This window comes from Xanthomonas hyacinthi (assembly GCF_009769165.1).
GTDB lineage: Bacteria > Pseudomonadota > Gammaproteobacteria > Xanthomonadales > Xanthomonadaceae > Xanthomonas_A > Xanthomonas_A hyacinthi.
This window is the reverse complement of record NZ_CP043476.1, coordinates 1,674,350-1,699,362: the sequence shown is the minus strand read 5'-3', so window position 1 is coordinate 1,699,362 and position 25,013 is coordinate 1,674,350. Positions and strand designations below refer to the sequence as shown.

The window sequence follows — 25,013 nt, the reverse complement described above, 5'->3', positions numbered from 1 at the left end:
GCGATGAGCGCATTGCCGCAGGCGCCGATCCCGGGCAGCGGGGTGATCCCGCAGGTTGCCGCGTTCAGCGAGGACCAGGCGATCGCGCTGCGCCACGACTTCCACCGGCACCCGGAACTGGCGTTCGAGGAACACCGCACCAGCGCGCGCATCGCCGGCTTGCTGTCGGACTGGGGGTACGACGTGGTCACCGGCATCGGCGGCACCGGTGTGGTCGGCACGCTGCGCCGTGGCGGCGGCACGCGCCGGCTCGGCCTGCGCGCCGACTTTGACGCGCTGCCGATCAGCGAGGACTCCGGATTGGCCTACGCCAGCCAGACGCCGGGGCTGATGCATGCCTGCGGTCACGATGGCCACACCACGATCCTGCTGGCGGCCGCGTATTACCTGGCCAGGCACGGACGTTTCGACGGCACCGTGCACCTGGTGTTCCAGCCGGCCGAGGAGGTCGGCAAGGGTGCCGCGCGGATGCTCGCCGACGGCCTGTTCGAGCGTTTCCCGGTCGATGCGATCTTCGGGCTGCACAACTGGCCGGGCGTGCCGGCCGGGCGCTTCGGTTTCGTCGAGGGGCCGGCGATGGCCTCGGTGGATTGGGCGCGGATCCGCGTGCTCGGCAAGGGCGGGCATGGTGCCGAGCCGCAGACCGGCGTCGATCCGGTGCTGGCCGCCGCGCACATCGTCACCGCGCTGCAGAGCGTGGTCGCGCGCAACGTCGATCCGCGCGAGATGGCGGTGATCACGGTTGGTTCGATCCATGGCGGCCAGGCCGCCAACGTCATCCCCGACAGCGTGGAACTGAAGCTGACCGTGCGGGCCTTCCTGCCGGAGGTGCGGCAGGCGCTGCGCCGGCGCATTCCGGCGCTGGTCGAGGCGGTCGCCGCCGGGTTCGGCGCGAGCGTGGACATCGAATTTCCGCTCGGCTTCCCGAGCGTGCTCAACCATGCCGCGGAGACCGCGTTCGCGCGCGGGGTCGCGCTGCAGCTGTTCGGCGAGGCTGGGGTGGTGCCGGGACTGGCGCCGCGCACCGCCAGCGAGGACTTCGCGTTCCTGTTGCAGCAGCGCCCGGGCAGCTTCCTGTTCGTCGGCAACGGCGACAGCGCCTCGCTGCACAGCCCGCGCTACGTCTTCAACGATGCCATCATCGCGCCGGCCGCCAGCTACTGGGCGCGGCTGGCCGAGGCGTTCCTGGCCGAGCCGGCATGAGCGAGCGCATCCTCCATACCTCGGTCCTCGATCCGCGCGCGCGCGCGCTGTTCGATGCGCTGGAGCAGGAGTACGGCAGCCGCTACCAGGATGTCATCGCGCGTATCGGCGGCAGCGCGCGCGACGAACTGCAGCGCTATCCGCCCGAGGCGTTCATGCCGCCGCACGGTGCCTTCCTGCTGTTGCTGCGCGATGGCGAGACGATCGGCGGCGGCGGCTTCATGCGCCACCGCGATCCGGATACCGCCGAGGTCAAGCGCGTCTGGACCCGCCGCGACCTGCGCCGGCAGGGACTGGCGCGGCGGGTGCTTGTCGAGCTGGAAGCCCAGGCCCTGCGCCAGGGCTATACGCGGATCTACCTGACCACCGGCTTCCGCCAGCCCGAAGCGGTGGCCCTGTACCTGCGCCACGGCTATACCGCGCTGTTCGATCTCCAGGCCGACCCGGAAAGCGTGGTCCACCTGCCGTTCGAGAAGCGGCTGCCCAATCCCGTGCACAGCCGCGCCGCCGCATCCATCCAGGCATCCGTCCCATGAGCAGCCGCACGCTTCCCGACCTGGAACGGGCCACGCCCGCGTCCGCACCCGCATCGGCGACCGGCAGGCTGCGCATCGTGCCGGCGCGGCATCCCCTGCAGGCGATCGCAACGGCGTTGGCGATCCTGCTGATCCTGGCGGCGCTGCAGTCGCTGCTCGGCAACCCGCGTTGGGGCTGGGAGGTGTTCGCACAGTGGTTTTTCGCCGAACCGGTGCTGGCCGGCCTCGGCCGCACCCTGCTGCTGACCGCGCTGGGCACGCTGTTCGGCTTCGGGCTGGGCACCTTGTTGGCGCTGGCTCGGGTGTCCGGCTCGCCGCTGCTGGCGGGGGTGGCGTGGAGCTATGTGTGGCTGTTCCGTTCGATCCCGCTGCTGGTGCTGCTGCTGCTGCTCAACAACCTGGGCTACCTGTATGAGACCGTCCGCCTGGACGTGCCATTCACCGGCCTCACCCTGTTTTCGTATCCGACCACGCAGCTGATCGGCCAGTTCGCCGCGGCGGTGCTGGGACTTTCGTTGAACCAGGCCGCGTTCTCGGCGGAGATCATCCGTGGCGGCATCCTGTCGGTGGACCAGGGCCAGTTCGAAGCCGCGGCGGCGCTGGGCCTGCCGCGCGCGCGGCAGATCCGCCGCATCGTCCTGCCGCAGGCGATGCGCAGCATCCTGCCGGGCGCATTCAACGACGTGATCAACCTCGCCAAGGGCACCTCGGTGGTCTACATCCTGGCGCTGCCGGAGTTGTTCTACTCCATCCAGGTGATCTACCGGCGCAACCTGGAGGTGGTGCCGCTGCTGATGGTGGCCACGGTCTGGTACCTGCTGATCCTCACCCTGCTGTCCTTGGTGCAAGTGCAGATCGAGCGCCGCTTCGCGCGCGGGGCGTTGCGCGAGCGGCCGGCGCCGCGGCGGGCATGGCGGCATCGGCGCGCCGCCGCGCCGTCGGCAGCGCCACTGTCGGCAGGCGACGCATTCGACTTTGCCGCCGCCGCGCCCGGCGCGCGCGTGTGCCTCCAGGGCGTCACCAAGCACTACGGCGAGCAGCGCGTGCTCGACAACGTCAGCCTGTCCCTGCAGGCCGGCAGCGTGACCGCCATTCTCGGACCCTCCGGAGCCGGCAAGTCCACCTTGCTGCGCACGATCAACCATCTGGAGCGCGTGGACGCAGGACTGATCAGCGTGGACGGCGAACTGGTCGGCTACCGCCGCGTCGGCGACGTCTTGCACGAGCTGCGCGAAGCGGAGATCCGCCGCCGCCGCGCCGACATCGGCATGGTGTTCCAGAGCTTCAATCTGTTTGCGCATCTGACCGTGCTGGAGAACCTGATCGAGGCCCCGATCGCGGTGCGCGGCAGCACCCGGGCGCATGCCGAACGGCAGGCGCAGGCGCTGTTGGCGCGGGTCGGCCTGGCCGACAAGGCCGAGGCTTATCCCCGCCAGCTCTCCGGGGGCCAACAGCAGCGTGTGGCAATTGCCCGCGCGCTCGCGCTGCGGCCCAAGGTGCTGCTGTTCGACGAGCCGACTTCGGCGCTCGACCCGGAACTGGTCAATGAGGTGCTGACGGTGATCGAGGAACTGGCGCGCTCGGGCACCACGCTGGTCATCGTCACCCACGAGGCCGGCTTCGCCCGCCGCATCGCCGACCGCATCGTGTTCATGGAACGGGGACGAATCCTCGAGGTCGGCCCGCCCGAGCGGATCTTCACCGCCCCCAGCCACCCGCGCACCGCCGAATTCCTTGCCAAGGTGCTGTAACCGCAACCGCGCTCCGATCGAGCCGCTCCAAGGAATCCAGTCCGTATGATTGCCGTTCTCTCGCGTCGCCGCCTGTTCAACATCATCGTCATCGTGCTGGCGCTCGCCGCCGGTACGGCCGCCATCCTGTATGCGCGCCGGCCTCCCGCCGGCGCTGATGTAGCTGCATCCAAACCCGAAACCGGCGACCTGCCGCCGCTGCACGCCGAAAAGGATGCGGCGGCGATCGCGCTGTTGCCGGCCGGCTTTCGCTTTGTCGTTCCCGGCGCGTTGACCGTCGCCATCGTCCCCGGCGCACTGCCGCTGTGCGACTACGGCGCCGATGGCCACTCCCTGGTCGGCATCGACCCGGACATCGCGCAGCTGATCGCCGACGCACTCGGCCTGCGCCTGAACCTGGCGCCGGTGGCCTGGCCGGACTGGCCGCTGGGCCTGGAATCGGGCAAGTACGATGCGGTGATCTCCAACATCACGGTGACCGAAGAGCGCAAGAAGAAGTTCGATTTCTCCAGTTACCGCTACGACCTGCTGGGCATCTACGCGCGCAGCGACAGCCCGATCCGGGCGATCAGGCAACCCAAGGACGTGGCCGGGCTGAAGGTGGTGCTGGGCGCCAGCACCAATCAGGACCAGATCCTGCGTCGCTGGAATGCGCAGAACGTGGCAGCCGGACTCGAGCCGGTGCAGTTCCAGTATTTCGACGATACGGTGGTGGGACGGCTGGCGGTGATCACCGGCCGCGCCGATGTCACCTTCGAACCCAATGCGACCGGTGCCTATGCCGCGCGCGATGGAAAGGTGCGGCGGGTCGGCCTGTTCCCCGGCGGCTGGCCTCAGGCTGCCGCGATCTCGGTGACCACGCGCAAGGGCAGCGGCCTGGCCGACGCGATCACGCAAGCGCTCAATGCCCAGATCCAGAACGGCCGCTACGCCAAGGCGCTGGCGCGCTGGAACCTGAGCGAAGAGGCGGTGCCGCGTTCGCAGACCAATCCTCCTGGCCTGCCGGATCGCTGACGGCGCAACGGGTCGGCATCACCGCCCCGTTCGAGGATTTCAACGCCTCCGGCGCCGCGCCGGGTGCCTGGCGCGGCTACGCCGAACCCGCGCCGCAGCGCGTCTTGCGGGCGCGGCGCTTTGCTGCAATGGTCGCGTGGCGCCCCGCCCAGTTCCGCCACCGATCCGCTGGAGTCCAGATGGCACGATACGAATTGCTCAACAATGTGGCCCACCAGGACCTGCGCGTGATCCTGCGCTTCGGCCCGGAGTTCGGCGACGCCAACGGTGTGGTGCAGGCGTTCCCGACCGAATACGCCGAGCTGCAGCGCGAGTATCCGATCCTGCTGCGCAAGGACCCGGGCGGCGGCTTCCAGTCGGTGGCGCTGCTGGGCTTCGAGCAGCAGGAGAACCTGTTCCTGCAGGACACGCGCTGGAATGCGGCGTACCTGCCGGGCATCGTCGCCAAGGGCCCGTTCCTGATCGGATGCCAGGAGCAGCACGAGGACGGCGCGCTGCGCCGCGAACCGGTGATCCACGTCGATCTGGATCACCCGCGGCTCAGCTTCAGCGAAGGCGAGCGGGTGTTCCTGCCGCAGGGCGGGCACAGCCCGTACCTGGAGCACGTCATCACCGTGCTGCGCGGCATCCGCGACGGCGTGGAGGGCGGCAACGCCATGTTCGCCGCGTTCGACGCGCTGGGCCTGATCCAGCCGCTGCGCATCGACGTGCAGCTCGGCAAGGCGCACAACGTGCATCTGGTCGGACTCTACGGCATCGACCGCGAGCGCCTGGCGGCGCTGGATGCGCCGTCGCTGCATGGGCTGCACCGCGCCGGCTATCTGGAAGGCGCCTATCTGCTGCTGGCCTCGCTGCACAACATGCGCCGGCTGATGGCCGAGAAGCAGCGCCGCCTGCAGCACGCCGGCATGGACGCGGTCGCCGCCGGGCAGGCCGCCTGAGCGGCGTGGCGGCGCTGGCGGCGATTGCCGAGCGCAGCGACTGCCGAGCCGGCGCGCTGCCGTTGGCCGACCTGCTCGCCGCCGGCGCGCCGGTGGTGTTGCGTGGACTGGCGCGCGACTGGGCGCTGGTCCAGGCCGGCTTGCACAGCACCGGCGCGGCGATGGAGCTGCTGCGCGGGCACAGCAACGGCCGCACGCTGCCGTACTCCTCCGGTGCGCCGGAGATCGCCGGGCGGCCGTTCTACACCGACGACTTCACCGCGCTGAACTTCGAGGTGCGGCGCGACGATCTGCACGGCCTGCTGGACGCCATCGCCCGCAGTGGCCCGGACCGATCAAGCCGGACGGCAAGCGCCGCCGCCCCGATGCGCGCACCTACCCGCCGTGGCGGGACGCGGCGGGCGCGGCATGACTATCATCCAGGCGCCGCCCTATTCGAGAGTTCCCGCGCATGAAGCTGCAAACCCTGTGTCTTTCCCTGTCGTTGGCGCTGGCCGCGGCGCTGCCGGCGCATGCCGTCGAATTCACGAAAGCGGAACTGGCCCGCGCCACCGCGCTGCAGCAGCGGCTGCTGACCCTGGATTCGCACCTGGACACGCCGGCCAATTTCGAGCGCGGCGATTTCGACATGATGACCGCGCATGCCGGCAATCGGCTGGCGCAGGTGGACTATCCGCGCATGCTCGCCGGCGCGCTGGACGGCGGCTTCTGGGCGATCTACACCGGCCAGGGCGACCGCAGCGCGCAGGCGCACCTGGACGATCGCGATGCCGGGCTGCAGCGCTTGATGGCGATCCACGCGCTGCTCGCCGCGCACCCGCAGCAGTTCGGCCTGGCCACCACGCCGGCCGATGCGGCGCGGCTCAAGGCGGCCGGCAAGCGCGTGGTGTACCTGAGCATGGAGAACGCCAGCCCGCTGGTCGCCGATCCCACGCTGCTGCGCTTCTACTACGCGCAAGGCCTGCGGCTGATGGGCACAGCGCATTTCCTCAACAACGAGTTCGCCGATTCGGCCACCGACCCGAAGGGACCGGAATGGCAGGGCTTGAGTCCGGCCGGCCGGGAACTGGTGCAGCAGGCGCAAAAACTCGGCATCGTCATCGACCAGTCGCATGCCTCCGATGCGGTGTTCGACCAGCTGATCGCGCTGTCGCCGGTGCCGATCCTGCTCTCGCACAGCGGCGCGCGTGCGGTGCACGCGCATCCGCGCAACATCGACGATGCGCGGCTGAAGGTGCTGGCCGCGCACGGCGGGGTGATCCAGATGAATTCCTACGGCGGCTACCTGATCGACAACGGCGCCAGCCCCGAGCGCAAGGCGGCCGAGCAGGCGCTGATCGCCAGATACGGCGGCTGGGAGCATCTGCAACTGGCCGATGGGCTCAGGCTCGGCGAAGAGATGAAGGCGCTGGACGCCACCTATCCGGTGCGCCAGGCGACGCTGGACGACTTCTTCGCGCATCTGCAGCACGTGCTGGCGCTGATCGGCCCCGAGCACGTGGGGATCGGCATGGACTGGGACGGCGGCGGCGGCGTGGTCGGCATGGAAGACGTGAGCGACCTGCCCAAGATCACCGCCTGGCTGCTGCGCAAGGGTTACAGCGAGCAGCAGATCGCCGGCATCTGGGGCGGCAACGTGTTGCGGGTGATGCAGCAGGCGCAGGACTGGGCGAACAAGCAGGCGGGCAAGGCGGCGTCCTGAGTCCAGCGCCGGATCCGTACCGACGGCCGTGCCGGGCGCCGCCGTCGATGCCTTGGTCCAGGTGGACGCCGGCATGTCGCCGCGGCGATCTCTCATGGCCGATCGTCGCGCACGCGCGGTCGTCGCAGGCGCTCTGACCGCCGTCGCGCCACCAGGCTGCGCTACGGCGCCTCCTCGTCGCGCCAATGCCGCGGCGACGGACCCGGCGCCAGCGGATAGCCGGAGAACGGCTTGACCTCGTCCATCAGGAACTGCGAGAGGATCTTCTCCACGCCATAGTCGCCGCCGAGCAGATTGCGCGCGATGTCCTTCCAATGGTGCACGTCGTGCACGATCACCCGCAGCAGATAGTCGTACGGGCCGCTGATCCGGCTGGCCTCGACCACTTCCGGCATCGTCAGGATGCAGCGGTCGAAGTCGTTGAATTCGCGCAGCGCGTGCTGCTTGAACGCCACCTGCGCCAGCACGATGGTCGCCGAGCGGATCCGGTCCACCGCCACCTGCGCGCGATAGCCGCGGATCAGCCCGCGCGCCTCCAGCGCGCGCACCCGCGCCAGGCAGGCGCTGGGCGACAAGGCCACGCGGTCGGCCAGCGCCTGGTTGGTGATGCGCGCGTCCTGCTGCAGCACGTCGAGGATCTTCAGGTCGAGGCGGTCGGGAGTTTTGCTGGACATCCACGCGGGTTCGCAAGAAGGGCGGCGGCGCAATTTCCACGGAATCGTTCGGCATGGACCGAAGATCCTGCGGTTGTTCGCATCCTAGCTCGCCGACCTTGCGGGATGACAGCGGTATTTTTCAGCATTTTCAGTCATTTGCCGATGCAGTGGCATCTGCGGCAAGCGCTGGACGCGTCGCCCGCGCTCGCCTATTACTGTGGTCCAGCACAGGGGCGTGGCGCCGCCGGGGACGGCCAGCCGCACGTCCTGCGCCGTGTTTCGTTCCGCCATCTCGCCGCCATCCAGGGGAAAGCTGCCATGCCGTCGTTCGCCCTTTCCACGCTCAGCCGCGCCGTCGGTCTGGGCTGTCTCGGTTCCGCCCTGGCGTGCGCACCGGCCTGGGCGCAGCGGTCCGCGGCCGCGCCGGCGTCCGCCGAGGCCATCGACCTGGACGCGATCATGGTCACCGCCGGCAAGCGCAACCAGAGCGTGCGCGAGATCGCCGGTTCGGTGTCGGCGGTCAGCGACGAGCAATTGCGGGCGATCGGCGCGCAGAGCCTGGCCGACTACATCCAGCGCACGCCCGGCGTGGTGTTCAACAGCTACCAGCCCGGCGTGTCGCATGTGGTCATGCGCGGCATCGCCACCAGCGCCGGCAACGTGCAGGGCCAGGACACCACCGGCTTCTTCCTCACGAGATCCCGCTGACCGAGCCGGGCTGGACCATCGTGGTGCCGGACGTGGACGCATTCGACCTCAACCGGGTCGAGGTGCTGCGCGGACCGCAGGGCACGCTGTTCGGCTCGGCGTCGATGGGCGGGGCGGTCGACTACATCGCCAATGTCGCCGATCCGTCCGGGTTCGATGCTGCCGTGGAAACCACGGTCAGCCAGACCCGCAACGCCGCCGTCGGCTACAGCGGCAAGGCGATGGTCAACCTGCCGATCAAGCAGGACCTGCTGGCGCTGCGCGCGGTGGCGCAGTACCGCGACGATCCGGGCTATCTGGACAACATCGGCACCGGCAAGGACGGCGCCAACACCACCACCGTCGCCGGCGGTCGCTTCTCGCTGGTGCTGACCCCGGCCGAGGGCACCACGCTGACCTGGCTGAGCCTGCTGCAGAACACCGACTCGGACGACAACGCCTACCGGATGCCGGCGCTGGGCGATCTGCAACGCAGTACCGCGATCCCCGAATTCACCGACACCAAGGTCGACGTGCACAGCCTGCGCCTGGACCAGGCAGTGGGCTGGGCCGACTTCACCGCGCTGCTGGCCTACCAGAAGAAATCGCAGGACTGGCGCTACGACTACACGCCGCTGCGCGCGGCCTACAACGCCGACCTCGATCTGGATCTGAGCAATCCGCTGTCCATCGATTCCGGCGGCCGCAGCACCGGGCGCAGCATCGAGCTGCGGCTGACCTCGGCGTCGGGCGGGCGCGTGGAGTGGCTGCTGGGCGGCATGTACTTCACTACCGACAAGTCGCTGTACGAGGCGCTCGGTGCCGAAGGCGCGGCGGCCGCGTTCGACAACTCCTCCCTGTACGGCCCCGGCAGCGGCGCGGCGATCGCGCCGCACGGGCGCATCTTCAACGCCTACTACAGCGACACCTCCGGCGCGGAAGCGGCGCTGTTCGGCGAGGCGTCGCTGTGGCTGAACCCGCAGTGGAAGCTGACCGCCGGCGGCCGCCTGTTCCGCACCCGCGTGCGCACCGTCTCCACCCAGGAGGGATTCTCGACCTATCCCGGCGATCCCATCGTCACCGCGTCCAGCAGCGAGGAAAGCGGCTTCAATCCGAAACTGTCGCTGAGCTACACGGCCAACCAGGACCTGATGTTCTACGGTCTGGTCTCCGAAGGTTTCCGCTTCGGCACCCCGAACGTGGCCGGGCTCAGCGCCTACCCGGTGCCGGCCGGCTCGGACAGCGACAGCCTGATCAACTACGAGCTGGGCACGCGCACGCGCTGGGCCGACGGCAAGCTGCTGCTCGACGCCACCTTGTTCTACGTCGACTGGAGCGATATCCAGCTGCGCCTGCAGACCCCGGACCTGTTCAACTACGCCAGCAACGGCGGCAAGGCCTACAGCCGCGGCGTGGAGCTGTCGGCGACGTGGCGGCCGCTGTCCAGCTTCGACTGGCAAAGCACCATCACCTGGCAGCAGGCGCGGCTGGACGAGGACCTGTTCATCCTCTACTACGGCACCGCGCCGAAGGGCGCGCAGCTGCCGGGCTCGGCCGACTGGTCGATCAACAACCTGCTCAGCTACCGCTTCGACACTCGCTTCCAGCCGCTGCTGAGCCTGTCGCACCAGTTCCTGTCCGGCGGCATCAGCGACCTGAACTCGGCGGTGCCCGGCGTGGCGCCGAACCGGCAGGGCAACTACAACCTGTTCGACCTGCGCCTGCGCATGACCTTCGGCAGCACCGACATCGCCTTGTTCGGCAGCAACCTGACCGACAAACGCGGCGTGACCCGTTCGGTGCTGGAGAGCAACGGCCTGGGCGAAGGCATCGTGCGCCCGCGCACCGTCGGCGTCACCGCGCACTGGCGGTATTGAGCGGCATGGCGGCGGACATGCGCGGCATCCGGGGCGAGCATGCGCACGCGCTGGGCGTGGATGCGCAGCGGCTGGGGCTGGGGGGCGAGTCGGCCGGCGCCCAGCTGGCGCTGGCCACCGCGCTGCGCCTGCGCGACCAGGACGCGCTACGCGGCGCGCGCGCGGTTGTTGAACGACGGCGCCTTCGATCCGCACATCGCCGCACACACGGCCGCGGCGCCGGGCGGCGCCGACGCGATGCTCAGCGCGGCGGAGATGGACGAGTTCTGGTCCTGCGACCTCGGCGCCGCCGCGCAAGCCCGCCGCGACCCGCTGCACGCCGCGCTGCACGGCCTGCCGCCGGCGCTGCTGCTGTGGGGCGAGCGCGACCTGCTGGGCGCGCAGAACGCGCAGATGGCGCAGCGCCTGGCCGGGTCCGGCGGCGGCGTCCAGACGCGCGTCTACCCGGGCGCCCCGCACGGCTTGCTGGAGGCGATGCCGGTCTCGGTGCAGGCGCGCGATGCGCTCGCCGCCGGCGCCGACTGGCTGCGCCGGCATCTGCAGGCCGACGCGCGCGCCGCCGATTCCCGCGAGAATGAGGCATGAGCGCCGTGTTCCCACCGATCCGACCGCCGGCCGTGCGCCGCGCCCTCGCCGCACTCGCCTGCGCATTGGCGCTGGCGCTGGCGCCGGCGCACGCCGCCGCGGCCGCGCGCGCCGCGCCGCCGCCGCCGACCCCGGCGCAGATCATGCAGCTGGCGCAGGTCGGCGATCCGCAGATCAGCCGCGACGGCACGCGCATCGCCTACACCGTGGAGACCCCGCAGGGCGACGGCAAGCCGGCGCTGACGCGGATCTGGCGGGCGCCGGCGCAGCGCCGCGGCGGTGCCGTCGCCCTGCCCGCGCCGGCCGCGGCCAGCGACCGCAATCCGCGCTGGGCCGGCGACGGCCGTACGCTGGGCTTCCTGTCCGAGCGGCCGCTGCCGGGCGTCGGCAAGGACGCCGGCCTGGCCGCCAGCCAGGTCTGGCAGGTGGATGCAGACGGCGTCGTGGCCACGCCGCTGACCCGTTCGCCCGGCGCCGTCGGCGCGTTCGCGCTGTCGGCCGACGGCCGCCAGCTGGCCTATCTGGCCACCGATCCGCCGTCGCCGGACGACACGGCGCGCGCGCAGGCCAAGGACGATGCGGTCGAGGTCGAACACCCGCGGCAGTTCGCGCGGGTGTGGCTGCGCGAGCTGGGCAGCGGCGCGACCCGCGCGCTGACCCCGCCGGGGCTGCAGGTGCACGACCTTGCCTGGTCGCCGGACGGCACCCGGCTGGCGCTGCGCGTGTCCGACGGCACCACCCTCAACGACTACTGGTACGCCTCGCGGGTGGTGCTGCTGGACGTGGCCGCCGGCACCGTGGGCGCGCCGCTGTGCGCACGCAGTTCGGCGTTCCCGCTGCAGTGGTCGCCGGACGGGCGCCGCCTGCTGTACGGCGAACTCGGCGCGCACGGCATCACCGCCACGCTGTACGTGCACGATCTGGCCGCCGGCAGCCGCGTGGCGCTGGCGCCGGACTGGCCGGGCACGCTGTGGCTGGCGCGCTGGCAGGACGATCGCCGCCTGATCGGCCAGGGCCAGCGCGGCGTGCGCGGCGAGTTCCTGCGCCTGGACGCGGCCAGCGGCGCATGGAAGACGCTGGCACGGCCGCAGATTCCCTACCAGAGCTTCACCACCGCCGCGAACGGCCGCAGCGCCTACATCGGCATCCGCGACGACCAGCCGGCCGAGGTGTGGACCTTGCACAACGGCCGCCTGCGCGCGCGCAGCGACAGCAACCCGCAGGTCGCCGGCTGGGCGCACGGCCGGCTGCGCGAATTGAGCTGGGCTTCCACCCGCGACGGCCGCCGGATCACCGGCCTGCTGCTGACCCCGCCGGACTGGGACGGCCGCAGCCGGCTGCCGACCCTGGTGCAGATCCACGGCGGCCCGGCGTGGGCCTGGTGGTCGGGCTGGCTGGGCTCCTGGCACGACTGGGCGCAACTGCTCAGCACCCACGGCTATGCGGTGTTCCTGCCCAATCCGCGCGGCTCGGAGGGCCAGGGCAGCGCCTTCGCCGAACGCGCCCGCCACGACTGGGGCGGCGCCGATTTGCAGGACGTGCTCGACGGCGTGGACCGGCTCCAGGGCGAGGGCGTGATCGACCCGCAGCGGCTGGCGATCGGCGGCTGGAGCTATGGCGGCTACCTGTCCGCCTGGGCGGTGGCACAGTCGCACCGCTTCCGCACCGCGATCGTCGGCGCCGGCGTGACCGATATCGGCGCGATGGCGCTGAATACCGACACCCCGGACTACCTGCCCGGCTACTTCGGCGATCCGGTGGCCAACCGCGACGAATACGACGCTCACTCGCCGATCCGCCATGCCGCACGGATCAAGGTGCCGGTGCTGATCCTGCACGGCGAACAGGACCGGCGCGTGCCGCTCGGCCAGGGCCTGATGCTGTACCGCGCGCTGAAGTTCACCGGCACCCCGGTGGAGATGGTCAGCTACCCGCGCGCGCCACACTGGTTCCATGAACAGGCGCAGGGGCGCGACGTGCAGCAGCGCGTGCTGGCGTGGCTGGACGCGCACCTCGGGCCGGCGGGCGCCAAGCCTGCGCCATAGCGGCATGCAGCAGATCGCCGGCATCTGCGGCGGCAACGCGCTGCGGGCGATGCAGCAGGTGCAGGACTGGGTGGCCGCGGCGGCGCGCGCCGGATCTTCCTGAGGCGCCGCCGGCGCGGAGCGCACTGCGCCCATCGCGCTCCGTCATCGTGCCGATCGCGCAGCGCGCGGCCTGACGCCGGACGATGGCCGAACAGACACCGGGCCGTCATCGAACGGCGCAGGGCGGCGTGCGGCAAACCGACGCGGCATCGGCTAGCATCGGGGCCGCCATGAAGATCGTCATCGCCCCGGATTCGTTCAAGGAAAGCCTGTCGGCGCTGGAGGTGGCCACGCAGATCGAGGCGGGCTTTCGCGCCGTGTTCCCGGCATGGAGCTACCGCAAGGTGGCGGTCGCCGATGGCGGCGAGGGCACGGTCGCGGCGCTGGTCGCGGCCAGCGGCGGGCGCATCGTCGGCCGCACGGTGACCGGGCCGCTGGGCGCGCCGGTCGAGGCCTTCTTCGGCATCAGCGGCGATGGCCGCACCGGCATCGTCGAGATGGCCGCGGCGAGCGGACTGGCGCTGCTGCCGCAGGCGCGGCGCGATCCGCTCGCCGCCACCAGCTATGGCGTCGGCGAGCTGATTCTGGCGGCGCTGGACGCCGGCGCGCGCAAGCTCATCGTCGGTGTCGGCGGCAGCGCCAGCAACGACGGCGGTGCCGGCATGGCGCAGGCGCTGGGCGTGCGCCTGCTCGACGCGCAGGGCGATGCGCTCGCCGCCGGTGCGGGCGGCGGCGCGCTGGCGGCGCTGGCGCGGATCGACGCCAGCGCGCTGGACCCGCGGCTGCGGGAGTGCACGTTCGAGGTCGCCTGCGATGTCGACAATCCGCTGACCGGGCCGGCAGGCGCCTCGGCGGTGTTCGGGCCGCAGAAGGGCGCCACCCCGGCGCTGGTCGCCCAGCTCGACGCCAACCTGTGCCACTACGCCACGGTGATCGAAACCGATCTCGGCATCGCGCTCGCCGGGTTGCGTGGCGGCGGCGCCGGCGGTGGCCTGGGCGCGGCGTTGGTCGCGTTTCTGGGCGCGCAGCTGCGCCCGGGCGCGGACATCGTCGCCGAGGCGCTGGGGCTGGATGCGCTGGTGGCCGCTGCCGACCTGGTGGTCACCGGCGAGGGCCGCCTCGACCGCCAGAGCCTGCACGGCAAGACGCCGCTGGGCGTGGCCCGGATCGCCAAACGCCACGGCAAGCCGGTGGTCGCGATCGCCGGCGGGCTGGGTGCCGGCGCCGAGCTGCTGCACGCGCACGGCATCGATGCGATGTTCGGCGCGGTGCAGCGCGCCTGCACGCTGCAGCAGGCGCTGGCCGAGGCGGCGGCGAACCTGCGCATGGCGGCCAGGAACGTGGCCGAGACGCTCAGGATCGGGCGCGGCCTCGGGCGCTGAGCGGCCTCGCGACCGCGCGTCCCCGCGGCGCCCTGGCGCCTGCGGCGCTGTGCGACCGCCGCCGGCTGGCAGCGCGACTGCAGGGAGCGCGCACCATATTGGGGCCAACCAAGCGAAGTATGGTGCCGGGCGCTCCCATTCAGCTACAATGTAAACGATTACAAAAAAGGAATTGCCTCTCCATGAACACCCAGAACCTCCCCGAGCGCGCGCCGCTCAGTCCGAAGTGGCAGTTCCGCTTCGACTTCTTCGACCGCCACGGCGGGCCGGCCTCGCCCGACTTCAAGGCCGCGTTCAAGGCATTGCCCTCGTTCGGCGATCGCCTGAAGATCAACATGAACTTCTTCGCGTTCTTCTTCGGCTGGATCTACTTCTTCATCCTCGGCCTGTGGCGCAAGGCGATCGTGCTGATCGGCATCTCGCTGCTGATCGGGGTGCTGTCGTTCTTCCTGCCGGGGATGGTCGTCAATGGCCTGGGCGTGGGCTATTCGGTGCTGGTCGGCCTGATCGCCAACTACGCCTTCTACCTGGACCGAAAGAAGGGCAGCACCAGCTGGAACCCGTTCGAAGGCATGCGTTGGTGGTAACCGGGGTGTCGCCGGGACCCGGGACTCGGGACCCGGCTTCATCTTGATGACGTGCCCTGGTCGCGACGCAACGCTGTGTCGTGGCGGGGCGGCTTGAGTCCGCCGGCGTCGGCGCCTACCGTGGCGCCTTCGCTGCCAGGCTCCCCCCATGTCTCCACTCGCATCCCAGGTCGATGCGGCACCCGCCGGCCTGTCCCCCGGGCTGATCGCGCTGTTCGCCGCCGCCTGCGGCCTGGCGGTGGCCAATATCTATTTCTCGCAACCGCTGATCGGCATCATCGCGCCGGAATTGCGCCTGCACGCGGGCCTGGCCGGCCTGATCGTGGCGCTGACCCAGCTCGGCTACGGCGCCGGCCTGCTGTTGCTGGTGCCGCTGGCCGACGTGGCCGAGAACCGGCGCCTGGCGATCCTGCTGCTGGGCGGGGTGGTGCTGGGCCTGGTCGGCATCGGCCTGTCGCACTCGGCGGCCGGCTTCCTGATCGGCTCGTTCGTGGTCGGCGTGTGCGCGGTGGCCGCGCAGATCCTGGTGCCGTTCGCCTCGCACCTGGCGCCGGAGGCCAGCCGCGGCCGCGTGGTCGGCACGGTGATGGGCGGGCTGCTGGCCGGGATCATGCTGGCGCGGCCGTTCTCCAGTTCCGTCGCCGCCACCCTGGGCTGGCGCGCGGTGTTCTTCCTGTCCGCCGGCATGATGCTGCTGTTGATGGCGGTGCTGCGCTGGCGCCTGCCACAGCGCCGGCCCGCGCAGCGCGCGTCCTATGCCGCGGTGCTGGCCTCGCTGCCGCGGCTGTATGCCGCCACCCCGCTGCTGCGCCGGCGCGCGTTCTACCAGGGCATGATGTTCGCCGCGTTCAACGTGTTCTGGACCGGCGCGCCGCTGCTGCTGGCGCAGTCCTTCGGCATGGACCAGCGGCATATCGCGCTGTTCGCGCTGGCCGGTGCCGGCGGCGCGCTGGTCGCGCCGCTGGCCGGGCGCTTGGCCGACCGCGGCTGGACCCGCCCGGCCACCGGCTGCGCGCTGGCCGCCGCGGCGCTGTCGTTCGGCCTCGGCGCCTGCGCCGCACGCGCGCATGCACTGCTGTGGCTGGTGGTCGCCGCGCTGGTCCTGGATGCGGCGGTACAGGTGTGCCAGGTGCTGAGCCTGCGCAGCATCTACATGCTGGCGCCGGAGCAGCGCGGCCGCCTCAACGGCCTGTTCATGACCTCGGTGTTCCTGTGCGGCGCCACCGGCTCGGTGCTGGCCGCGGCGGTGTTCGCCTATGCCGGCTGGTCGGGCTTGTCGCTGCTCGGCGCCGGCTTCGGGGCGGCCGCGCTGCTGTTCTACTTCAGCGAATTCCGGCGCGCGGCGGTGTCGGCGCGCTGAGCGCGTGCCGGTGCGTTGCCTTCTGCTTGGATCGGGTGAAGTTCGAATCCGTTTCAAGGCATGCGTTTACGGCAACCGGCAGGCCGCGGCGCCGCGCAATTTGTCCTGCTCCACCGGGACCATGGCTCCCTTTTCAGCGGAAGGCGGCCCGCAGGCCCGGATGAGGGTGCTGGCGCAGCCTCGCGCACCCAAACCCAGCGAGACGCTTCGCGCCGGACCCTCACCCCAACCCCTCTCCCGGTGGGAGAGGGGCTATGTGTGGCGGGTGTTACTTTTTCCAGAACTGCCATTTCGGCGCCGGCTTGCTGCCGGGCGAAGGCGGTGCCGATGTGGCGCGTCAGCAGGGTCTGGAAGGACGGCGTCACGGCCGCTGTTCCTCGCGCCGCAGCAGGCTGTGGCGGCGACCATACAGCAGGTAGGCGACCACGCCGATCGCGTTCCACAGCGCGAACCATTTCTGGGTGGTGTGCGGCAGGCTCCAGAACAGGTACAGGCAGCCGCCGATCGCCAGCGGCGCGACCACCCAGGCCAGCGGCGTGCGGAACTTGCGTTCGCGGCCGGGTTCGCGCACGCGCAGCACCAGCAGGCACGCGGCGACCGCGATGAACGCGGCCAGGGTGCCGGCGTTGGCCAGCGCGGCGATCTCGTCCAGCCGCGCCACGCCGGCCAGCGCCGCCACCAGGAGCGCGGTGAACAGCGTGGTGACCACCGGCGTGCCGGTGCGCGCGTTGACCCTGGACAGGCCGCGCGGCAGCAGCCCGTCGCGCGACATCACGAAGAAGATGCGGCTCTGCCCGTACAGGAACGCCAGCAGCACCGTCGGCAGCGCGATCACCGCGACGATGCCGATCGCGGCGGCGGCCTTGCCATGACCGAGTTCGCGCAGGATCAGCGCCAGCGGCTCGGGACTATTGCCGAACACGGTGAAGCGCATCGCGCCCACCGCAGCCAGCGCCACCAGCACGTAGATCAGCGTGCAGCCGACCATCGAACCGAGGATGCCGATCGACAGGTCGCGCCCGGGATTCTTGGTTTCCTCGGCCGCGGTGGAGATCGCATCGAAGCCGTAGAAGGCGAAGAAGATGATCGCCGCCGCCGCCATCACCCCACGCTCCACGCCATCGCTGCCCAGCGTCTTGGGGAATCCGTACGGCATGAACGGCTGCAGGTTCTCGCTGTCGAAGGCCGGCAGCGCGATGGCGACGAACACGCCCAGCGCCACGATCTTGAGCACCACCAGCACCGCGTTGAGCGTGGCGCTCTCCTTGGTGCCGGCCATCAGCATGCCCGCGACCAGGAAGGTGATCGCCACCGCCGGCAGGTTCACGATGCCGCCGGCATGCGGCCCGGCGACCAGCGCATGCGGCATCTGCACGCCCAGCCACTGCAAAAAGCCGACGAAGTAGCCCGACCAGCCCACCGCCACCGTGCTGACCACCAGCGAGTACTCCAGGATCAGGCTCCAGCCGACCACCCAGGCGATGCTCTCGCCGAGCGCGATGTAGCTGTAGGTGTAGGCGCTGCCGGCGGCCGGCATCATCGTCGCCATCTCCGCGTAGGCCAGCGCAGCGCAGGCGCAGATCGCCCCGGCCACCGCGAACGACAGCAGCACCGCGGGGCCGGCCTTGTCCGCGCCGACCCCGATCAGGGTGTAGATGCCGGTGCCGACGATCGCGCCGATGCCCAGCGCCACCAGGTGCGCCCAGCTCAGCGTGGGCAGCAGCCGGCGCCCGGCCTCGTGGACGGTGACCAGATCGAGCGACTTGCGCCGGAACAGGAACGACATGCGGGCCTCGGGGAGCGATAGGACAAGCCGGCGAGTGTCGCCCAATGCGGTGCAGCAAAGCTATGCCTGGCCGCCTCGCCCTGCTGTGCGGCAGCAGGCGCTGCGGGCCTTGCGGCGTGCGGCGTGCGGCGAACGCGACCTCGCGACCGCTACAGTCCGATCCGCGCGGCCAGCCGCACCAGTTCGGCGAGCGAGCCGGCCTGCATCTTGCGCATCGCCTGGCTGCGCCGCACCTTCACCGTGATTTCGCTGAGCTGCAGCCGCGCGGCGACCTGCTTGTTCAACAGCCCCTGCACCACCAGCCGGGTCACCTCCTGCTCGCCCGCGGTCAGCGTCGCCCAGCGGCCGCGCAGTTCGGCCAGCACGGCCTCGCGCTGGCGGCGCGCGCGGTCGCAGGCGATGCCGTGCTGGATCGCGTCGAGCAGGTCCTGGTCGCGGAACGGCTTGGTCAGGAATTCGATCGCGCCGTTCTTCATCGCTTCCACGCTCATCGCGATGTCGCCATGGCCGGTGATGAAGATGGTCGGCAGGTTCAGCCCGGCCTCCAGCAGCTGCCGGTGGAATTCCATGCCGCTCTGCCCGGGCATGCGGATGTCCAGCACCATGCAGCTGGGCGCGTCGGCCAGCGCGTGCTGCAGGAACTCGCCGCTGGAGCCGAACGCATGCACCTGCAGGTCGACCGAGGCGAACAGGTCTTCCAGCGCGGCGCGGATCGAGGGATCGTCGTCGATCAGGTACACCACCGGGCAGCGTTCGGACACGGGCAGGTTCATTGGCGCGCGCCTGGCTTTGCGATCGGCAGGCACACGCCGAACACCGCGCCGCAGGGGCTGCGCGGCGCTGCCCAGATGCGCCCGCCGCTGGCCTCGACGATGCTGCGACTGATGCTCAGGCCGATGCCGATGCCGTCGGGCTTGGTGGTCCAGAACGCGTCGAACAGGTGCGCCTGCGCCTCGGCCGACAGGCCGCCGCCGCAATCGGCCACGGTCAGCCGCAGCGAACGCGCATCCTCCGGCGCGGTGCCGATCAGGATCTCGCGCGCCTGCGCGGGCGTGCGCGCCATCGCCTCCATCGCGTTCAACAACAGATTGACCAGCACCTGCTGGACCTGCACCCGGTCGGCCAGCACCAGCGGCAATGCCGGGGCCAGCGCCATCCGCAGCGCGATGGCGTTGTGCTCCAGTTCGCTGCGCGCCAGCGCCAGCACCTCCAGCACCGCGGCATTGAGGTCGAACGCGCTCTTGCGCGGCGCCTCGCCCTTGCTGAGGCTGCGGATCCGCGCGATCACCTCGCTGGCGCGGTTGCCGTCGTCGAGGATCCGCTGCAGCGCCGCGTGCGCCCGCTCCAGGTTCGGCGGCTGCTGGCCGAGCCAGCGCTGGCAGGCGTTGCCGCTGGTGACGATGGCGGCCAGCGGCTGGTTGACCTCGTGCGCGATCGAGGCGGTCAGGCCGCCCAGGCTGCGCGCGCGCGCCAGCCGCAGCAGCTGCGCCTGCGCCGCGTGCGCGGCGGCCTTGGCATGTTCCATCTGCACCGCGATGGAGGTGGTCACCGCCACCACCACGATGCTGATGACCGAGTTGATCACCCCCACCCGGTACGCGCCGGCGGAGCTGAGCTGGAAGCTGAGCACGATCAGGGCAATGCAGGCGCCGGCGAGCAACAGCATGCCCGCGCGGGTGAGCAGCCGCACCGCGAACAGGATCACCACCGTGTAGAACAACGCGGCGGCCACCGCGTAATCGGTCAGCGTATCGGCGACGAAGATCGCGCCCAGCGCCAGCAGCAGCGCCGCCAGCGCGAGCAGGCGGCGATGCGGCGAAGGCGATTTGAAGCAGCGGGTCATCGCGGTCATGGCAGGGGGTGGGCGTGGCGGCGCGGCGGGCGCGTCAGCCCTCGGCGCCAGCGTTCCAGAACGCCTGTTGTACACCGGGCTCGCCTTCCAACTGCTGGATCACCGTATCCAGCTCTTCGGCGCGCACCGCGGTCGCGTACAGCGTGGCGGCGATTTCCACATCGTGCTGGCCGAACGGATGCTGGTCCACTTCGCGCGCCGGGTAGTGGGCGGCTTCCAGCAGTTCGATCAGCCGTTCGCGCACCTCGCCGTGCACGCCGCGGGCGCAGATCACGTAGAACACGTAGGTTGCCTCGATCGAGGATTCCTCCAGCGGCCGGCGGTTGATCCGGTTCACCACCGGGCGCAGCAAGGTGTTGCTCAACAGCACGAACAGCGCCGCCAGCACCGCCTCGGCGACCAGCCCGGCGCCGGCGCAGGCGCCGACCGCGCCCGACCCCCACAGCGTGGCCGCGGTGTTGAGCCCGGTGATGTTGGCGCCTTCCTTCATGATCGCGCCGGCACCGAGGAAGCCGATGCCGGAGACCACGTAGGCCACCACCTGCACCGCGCCCTGGGGGCCGCCATGGATCTCGAACAGGCGGTCGCCGAGCGAGACGAAGATGGCCGCGCCGACCGCGACCAGGGTGTTGGTGCGCAGGCCCGCGGTGCGCTGCCGCACCTGCCGCTCGAAGCCGATGACCGCGCCCAGGGCGAAGGCGGTGGACAGGCTCACCAGGGTGTCGAGCAGCGAGGCAAGATTGAACAGGCGCAGCGCTTCCATCAGCGCGGGGACCGGGGGCGGAGCGGACGGGGCATCGCAATTCCTGGGGAGGGATCGGGCGGTAGCGGGCGAACATGATGCTGCAGCTGCGTGGCAAGCGCGCGTCGCAGCAGCGCCGTGTCGAATCCGCCCCACCTGCCCAGCGCCTTGCGCCACCAGCCCGGCGCCGTCGGGGCGCCCGTGCCCGGCCGTTGCAGGCGCCGCCGCGCCGACCGCGACAAACGCAGCAGGACGCGGATGCGGTCCTCGCCGGGCAGCAGCGACAGCGCATCGGCCAGCACGCGCCCGGGAAAGTGGGACAGGGCCTTGGCGCAGGCGCGCACGCCATGCGCGGCGAGCAGATGGCACAGGATGTCGGCGCGATGCGCGGTCACCGCCGCGCGCAGGGCGCGTTGCAGGGCGCGTTGGAAACGGGACGTGTACAGCAGCATGAAAACCTCCTTCCGGCGCGCTGCCGGAAGGGACGCCTCAACCTTGCGGATGGGTGGACGTCTCCGGGGCGGGACCGGGCAAGCGTGAAAAGGACAGCGCAGGCGAGAGCGTGGCGATGGCGCCACGCAGATGCGGGTCGGGGTCCATGGCGGTCTCCTGATGAGGGCGGAACATGCGCGGTTGCGGCGTCGGCGACGGACGCAGGCCTCGCGAGCGTGGACGCAGCGGCAGCGTCGGCGCTGCAACAAGACACGGCATCCGCACACCGTCAACGCGGGCGGAAGGGGGGACGCACGGGGTCTTGCCGCGGTGGCCGGGCTGCAGCTTCGCGACGCGGAAAAGCTTGGCATACGTGGCCTGACGTCGGCCACCGCGCATGCGGCTTTTTTTCATGGCCATGCGTATCGCGCGCCTATACCAAAGTATCGCCGCCGCCGACCGTGCCGCCGCCGCGCGTTGCGCCAGGCGCGTTACGGCATGCCGTTGCGTCCGTGCGTAAGAAAGCCCGGGCGTGCCGACAACCGCTCGTAGTAGTCCTCCACCGCCGGCAGCAGCGGCCGCGCCATCGGCGTGGCCATCCAACGCTGGGTGGACAGGCCGAGCACGATGTCGGCCAGGGTGAAGTTCGCGCCCGCCGCGTAGGCGCCGGTGTGCTGCAGCTGTGCGTCGAGGATGCCCATGTGCCGGTGCCAGTCGGCCAGGCCCTGCGCCAGCGCTTGCGGATCGCGATGCGCGGGGCTGTCGCGGACCAAGGCCATGAATGCGTAGCGCCACGCATTGGTGAGTTCGGTGGCCTGCCAGTCCATCCATTGCTCGACCTGCGCCCGCGCCTGCGGCGCGGGTGGCAGCAGGTCCGTGCGCTGCTGGCGTGCCGCCAGGTAGCGGCAGATGCTGTTGGATTCCCACAGCACGAAGTCGCCGTCGCGCAGCACCGGCACCAGCGCGTTCGGATTCAACGCGCGGAACGCCGGCGTGTCCACTGCGGCGAAGCCGGCGCCATAGTGCTGCTGGTCGATCGCCAGCTCCAGTTCCGCGCACAGCCACAGCACCTTGCGCACGTTGATCGAGGACGACTTGCCGTAGAGGGTGAGCATGCAATCTGGCCCGATGCGAGCGACGGAGTGTGCATCAGCGCATTGCCTGGCGCAATGCGGCGGTGCCGTCCATTGCGGGTGCGGCGCCGTTCAAGGGCATCGCGCCGGATGCGCGCCTGCGCGGCGCAGCGCTTGCGACGCGGCCGGCTACACTGGCGGGATGCAAACCGATCCCCATTTCCTGATCCTGGCCGGCCTGCTGTGCGCCGTGCTCGCGCTGCTGCTGGCGGTGCTGCTGCGCCGGACCAACCACGCGGCGCTGGAACAGGTGCTGCGCGAAGAACAGCGCAGCGGCCGCGGCGAACTGCGCGAGCAGCTCGACAGCCTGGCGCGGCAGCAGGACGCGCGCAGCGAGGGCTTCGCCCGCAATCTCGGCGACCTCTCCACCCGCACCGACCAGCGCCTGGATCTGCTGCGCGAGGCGCTGAGCGAGGACGCGCGGCGCGGCCGGGCCGAGGCCGGCGAGGCGCAGCAACGCGTGGCCGAACTGCTGAACCAGCGCATGCTCGAGATGCGCGGCCAGCTCGACGCGTTCGGCCAGCAGCAGGACGCGCGCATGCTGCACTTCGGCCAGCAGCAGAGCGAGCTGATCGCGCGCATCGACGCGCACCTGACCGCGCTGCGCGAGACCCTGGTCGAAGACGCGCGCAAGGCCCGCCTGGAAGGCGCCGAGTCGCAGCAGCGCTTCGCCGACACGCTCGGCCAGCGGCTCAACGAACTGATCCAGCGCAACGAGCAGCGCATCGGCGAGATGCGCAGCACCCTGGAAGAGCGCTTGAAGGAACTGCAGGCCGACAACGCGGCCAGGCTCGAGCAGATGCGCGGCACCGTCGACGAGAAGCTGCAGACCACCCTCAACACGCGCCTGGACGCCTCGTTCAAGCTGGTCTCCGAGCGGCTCGAACAGGTCCAGCGCGGCCTCGGCGAGATGCAGCAGCTGGCCACCGGCGTCGGCGATCTCAAGCGCGTGCTGAGCAACGTCAAGAACCGCGGCGGCTGGGGCGAAGTGCAGCTGGAGAACATCCTCGAGCAGACCCTGACCCAGGAGCAGTACGCGCGCGGCGTGCGGGTGCGCCCGGAGCGCAACGAGGTGGTGGACTTCGCGGTGCGCCTGCCCGGCCGCGGCCACGAGGACACGCCGGTGTGGCTGCCGATCGATGCCAAGTTCCCGCGCGAGGACTACGAGCGGCTGCTCGATGCGCAGGAACTAGGCGATGCGGAACAGGTGCTGGCGATGGGCGCGCAGCTGGAGCGCGCGATCCGGGTGCAGGCCAAGTCGATCAGCGACAAGTACATCGCACCGCCGCACACCACCGATTTCGCGGTGATGTTCCTGCCCACCGAAGGCCTGTACGCCGAGACGCTGCGCCGGCCCGGCCTGGCCGACCTGCTGCAGCGCGAGCACCGCATCGTCATCGCCGGCCCCACCACCGTCACCGCGCTGCTCAACAGCCTGCAGATGGGCTTCCGCACCCTGGCCATCGAGAAGCGCTCCAGCGAGGTGTGGGGCGTGCTGGCGGCGGTCAAGAGCGAGTTCGGCAAGTTCGCCGGGATCCTGGAAAAGGCCGAAAAGCAGATCAGCACCGTGGGCAAGAGCCTGGGCGATGCCAGCCGCAAGACCCGCACCATCGAGCGCCGCCTGCGCGGGGTGGAGACGCTGGCCGATGCGCAGCTCACGCCGTTGCTGGATCTCGAACCGCCCATGGCCGATGCCGATGTCGATGCGGACGAGAATTCCGCGCGCGACGAGCAGGAATGAACGGCGTCGCGCCCGGCCCTGCATCTCCCTGCGGCAGGCGCAGGGAGATCCCGGGCAACGCAACCTGACCAAGTGGCGACCGGACGCGGTGCGCGATAGCCGCCGGGTTGCCATGCGCCTATGCTTGCATTCCCTCTTGTTGCAGGAGCCGCACATGCGCCAATCGATCTACGACATTCCGTTGACCACCATCGACGGCCAGCCCGCATCGCTGGCCGAGCATCGCGGCAAGGCGCTGCTGATCGTCAACGTCGCCTCCAAGTGCGGCCTGACCAAGCAGTACGAAGGGTTGGAAGCGCTGTATCGCGAAAAGCACGCCGACGGGCTGGACGTGCTCGGTTTCCCGGCCAACGACTTCAAGGGCCAGGAGCCGGGCAGCGAGGCGGAGATCCAGCAGTTCTGCCAGCTCACCTACGACGTGACCTTCCCGATGTTCGCCAAGATCGCGGTCACCGGCGAGGCGACGCATCCGCTGTACCGCGCGCTGATCGACGCGCAGCCGCAGACCGAGGGCGACGGCCCGATGCGCGAGAAGCTGGTCGGCTACGGCATCGAACCCAATCCGGCGCCGGGCGTGCTGTGGAACTTCGAGAAGTTCCTGGTCGGCCGCGACGGCCAGGTGCTGGGCCGCTTCGCCCCGGACGTGACCGCCGAGGACCCGCGCCTGTGCACGGCGATCGAGACGGCGCTGGCGTAATCGGCTTGCGGCGTTCGCTGCCGCAAGTCGATGCCTTGGTTATTCGGATGCGTGTAGGAGGGGCGACGGTGGCCGCGGGCCATGCGTCCTGACAGGTCGTCGGAAGCTTTGGAAATCCCCGTTCCGTTCGTCGCGGCTGAGGCCGCTCCTACAGTCGCTATGCGGCTGGCTTGCTGAGTCGCGATTGCGCGAGTCCGCTGCGTCGCCGTCGCCGTCGCCGTCGCCGTTGTTGCCGTTGCTGTTGCTGTTGTTTTTGACTTAC

At 70.7% G+C, this 25,013-nt stretch carries 22 protein-coding genes and 2 pseudogenes; 17 read left to right on the top strand and 7 right to left on the bottom strand.

The window, feature by feature from the left end:
• Positions 1-3: 3 nt before the first annotated feature.
• From FZ025_RS07680 to FZ025_RS07650, 7 genes and pseudogenes are all read left to right on the top strand, one after another.
• A complete protein-coding gene (locus FZ025_RS07680) occupies positions 4-1,203 on the top strand; it encodes a M20 aminoacylase family protein (RefSeq protein ID WP_046977873.1) in 1,200 nt (399 codons plus the stop codon).
• On the top strand, positions 1,200-1,739 hold the full coding sequence (locus FZ025_RS07675) for a GNAT family N-acetyltransferase (protein ID WP_046977872.1): 540 nt from the start codon (positions 1,200-1,202) through the stop codon (positions 1,737-1,739). The genes FZ025_RS07680 and FZ025_RS07675 overlap by 4 nt, the downstream gene beginning before the upstream one ends.
• Positions 1,736-3,490, top strand: a complete 1,755-nt coding sequence (locus FZ025_RS22695; protein ID WP_104558407.1) for an amino acid ABC transporter permease/ATP-binding protein — start codon at positions 1,736-1,738, stop codon at positions 3,488-3,490. Before FZ025_RS07675 ends, FZ025_RS22695 begins: the two co-directional genes overlap by 4 nt.
• A gap of 45 nt (positions 3,491-3,535) precedes the next feature.
• Positions 3,536-4,504: an ABC transporter substrate-binding protein gene (locus tag FZ025_RS07665; RefSeq protein WP_046977871.1), complete on the top strand. Its 969-nt coding sequence runs from the start codon at positions 3,536-3,538 to the stop codon at positions 4,502-4,504.
• Between the two features lie 179 nt (positions 4,505-4,683).
• Positions 4,684-5,445, top strand: coding sequence for a SapC family protein (locus FZ025_RS07660; protein ID WP_046977870.1), 762 nt, complete (start codon positions 4,684-4,686; stop codon positions 5,443-5,445).
• Between the two features lie 5 nt (positions 5,446-5,450).
• Positions 5,451-5,777 (top strand): annotated as a pseudogene (locus tag FZ025_RS07655) (cupin-like domain-containing protein); the annotation flags it as partial.
• 119 nt (positions 5,778-5,896) lie between these two features.
• The gene (locus tag FZ025_RS07650; protein WP_046977868.1) at positions 5,897-7,147 is read left to right on the top strand and encodes a dipeptidase; all 1,251 of its coding nucleotides are present in this window, start codon (positions 5,897-5,899) and stop codon (positions 7,145-7,147) included.
• A 161-nt stretch (positions 7,148-7,308) separates the two neighbouring features.
• Here the strand turns inward: FZ025_RS07650 and FZ025_RS07645 are convergent, their stop codons facing one another.
• Positions 7,309-7,821: an Lrp/AsnC family transcriptional regulator gene (locus tag FZ025_RS07645; RefSeq protein WP_046977867.1), complete on the bottom strand. Its 513-nt coding sequence runs from the start codon at positions 7,819-7,821 to the stop codon at positions 7,309-7,311.
• A 300-nt stretch (positions 7,822-8,121) separates the two neighbouring features.
• Here FZ025_RS07645 and FZ025_RS07640 point away from each other — a divergent pair, with 300 nt between their 5' ends.
• The 8 genes and pseudogenes from FZ025_RS07640 (at position 8,122) to FZ025_RS07610 (ending at position 16,368) form a co-directional block, all read left to right on the top strand.
• Positions 8,122-8,511, top strand: a complete 390-nt coding sequence (locus FZ025_RS07640) for a TonB-dependent receptor plug domain-containing protein (RefSeq protein ID WP_158185537.1) — start codon at positions 8,122-8,124, stop codon at positions 8,509-8,511.
• A gap of 32 nt (positions 8,512-8,543) precedes the next feature.
• Complete coding sequence (locus tag FZ025_RS07635) at positions 8,544-10,367, top strand: TonB-dependent receptor (RefSeq protein ID WP_146093529.1); 1,824 nt, start codon at positions 8,544-8,546, stop codon at positions 10,365-10,367.
• Positions 10,368-10,372: 5 nt separating this feature from the next.
• Positions 10,373-10,453 (top strand): annotated as a pseudogene (locus FZ025_RS22860) (hypothetical protein); the annotation flags it as partial.
• Positions 10,428-10,952, top strand: a complete 525-nt coding sequence (locus FZ025_RS22775; RefSeq protein ID WP_282957065.1) for an alpha/beta hydrolase — start codon at positions 10,428-10,430, stop codon at positions 10,950-10,952. The pseudogene FZ025_RS22860 and the gene FZ025_RS22775, both read left to right, overlap by 26 nt.
• Positions 10,949-12,997 carry a S9 family peptidase gene (locus tag FZ025_RS07625; protein ID WP_053057143.1) on the top strand — a complete coding sequence of 683 codons (2,049 nt, stop codon included), beginning with the start codon at positions 10,949-10,951 and terminating at the stop codon, positions 12,995-12,997. The genes FZ025_RS22775 and FZ025_RS07625 overlap by 4 nt, the downstream gene beginning before the upstream one ends.
• 272 nt (positions 12,998-13,269) lie before the next feature.
• Positions 13,270-14,421 (top strand): glycerate kinase, encoded by a 1,152-nt coding sequence (locus FZ025_RS07620; RefSeq protein WP_046977878.1) that lies wholly within the window; start codon positions 13,270-13,272, stop codon positions 14,419-14,421.
• A 182-nt stretch (positions 14,422-14,603) separates the two neighbouring features.
• On the top strand, positions 14,604-15,008 hold the full coding sequence (locus FZ025_RS07615; RefSeq protein WP_046977864.1) for a DUF2628 domain-containing protein: 405 nt from the start codon (positions 14,604-14,606) through the stop codon (positions 15,006-15,008).
• Between the two features lie 148 nt (positions 15,009-15,156).
• Complete coding sequence (locus tag FZ025_RS07610) at positions 15,157-16,368, top strand: MFS transporter (RefSeq protein WP_046977863.1); 1,212 nt, start codon at positions 15,157-15,159, stop codon at positions 16,366-16,368.
• Between the two features lie 361 nt (positions 16,369-16,729).
• Here the strand turns inward: FZ025_RS07610 and FZ025_RS07605 are convergent, their stop codons facing one another.
• From FZ025_RS07605 to FZ025_RS07580, 6 genes are all read right to left on the bottom strand, one after another.
• A complete protein-coding gene (locus FZ025_RS07605) occupies positions 16,730-18,154 on the bottom strand; it encodes an amino acid permease (protein WP_046977862.1) in 1,425 nt (474 codons plus the stop codon).
• Positions 18,155-18,303: 149 nt separating this feature from the next.
• Complete coding sequence (locus FZ025_RS07600) at positions 18,304-18,915, bottom strand: response regulator transcription factor (RefSeq protein ID WP_046977877.1); 612 nt, start codon at positions 18,913-18,915, stop codon at positions 18,304-18,306.
• Positions 18,916-18,923: 8 nt separating this feature from the next.
• Positions 18,924-20,006 (bottom strand): sensor histidine kinase, encoded by a 1,083-nt coding sequence (locus FZ025_RS07595; RefSeq protein ID WP_386269766.1) that lies wholly within the window; start codon positions 20,004-20,006, stop codon positions 18,924-18,926.
• 34 nt (positions 20,007-20,040) lie between these two features.
• A complete protein-coding gene (locus FZ025_RS07590; RefSeq protein ID WP_046977861.1) occupies positions 20,041-20,769 on the bottom strand; it encodes an MgtC/SapB family protein in 729 nt (242 codons plus the stop codon).
• Entirely contained in the window at positions 20,769-21,200 is a 432-nt protein-coding gene (locus FZ025_RS07585; RefSeq protein ID WP_046977860.1) for a hypothetical protein, read from the bottom strand. The genes FZ025_RS07590 and FZ025_RS07585 overlap by 1 nt, the downstream gene beginning before the upstream one ends.
• A 471-nt stretch (positions 21,201-21,671) precedes the next feature.
• Positions 21,672-22,295, bottom strand: a complete 624-nt coding sequence (locus FZ025_RS07580; protein WP_046977859.1) for a glutathione S-transferase family protein — start codon at positions 22,293-22,295, stop codon at positions 21,672-21,674.
• A gap of 160 nt (positions 22,296-22,455) precedes the next feature.
• Between FZ025_RS07580 and FZ025_RS07575 the strand changes: the two genes are divergently transcribed.
• Entirely contained in the window at positions 22,456-24,054 is a 1,599-nt protein-coding gene (locus FZ025_RS07575) for a DNA recombination protein RmuC (protein WP_046977858.1), read from the top strand.
• Positions 24,055-24,208: 154 nt separating this feature from the next.
• Positions 24,209-24,751: a glutathione peroxidase gene (locus tag FZ025_RS07570; RefSeq protein ID WP_046977857.1), complete on the top strand. Its 543-nt coding sequence runs from the start codon at positions 24,209-24,211 to the stop codon at positions 24,749-24,751.
• Positions 24,752-25,013: the final 262 nt, after the last annotated feature.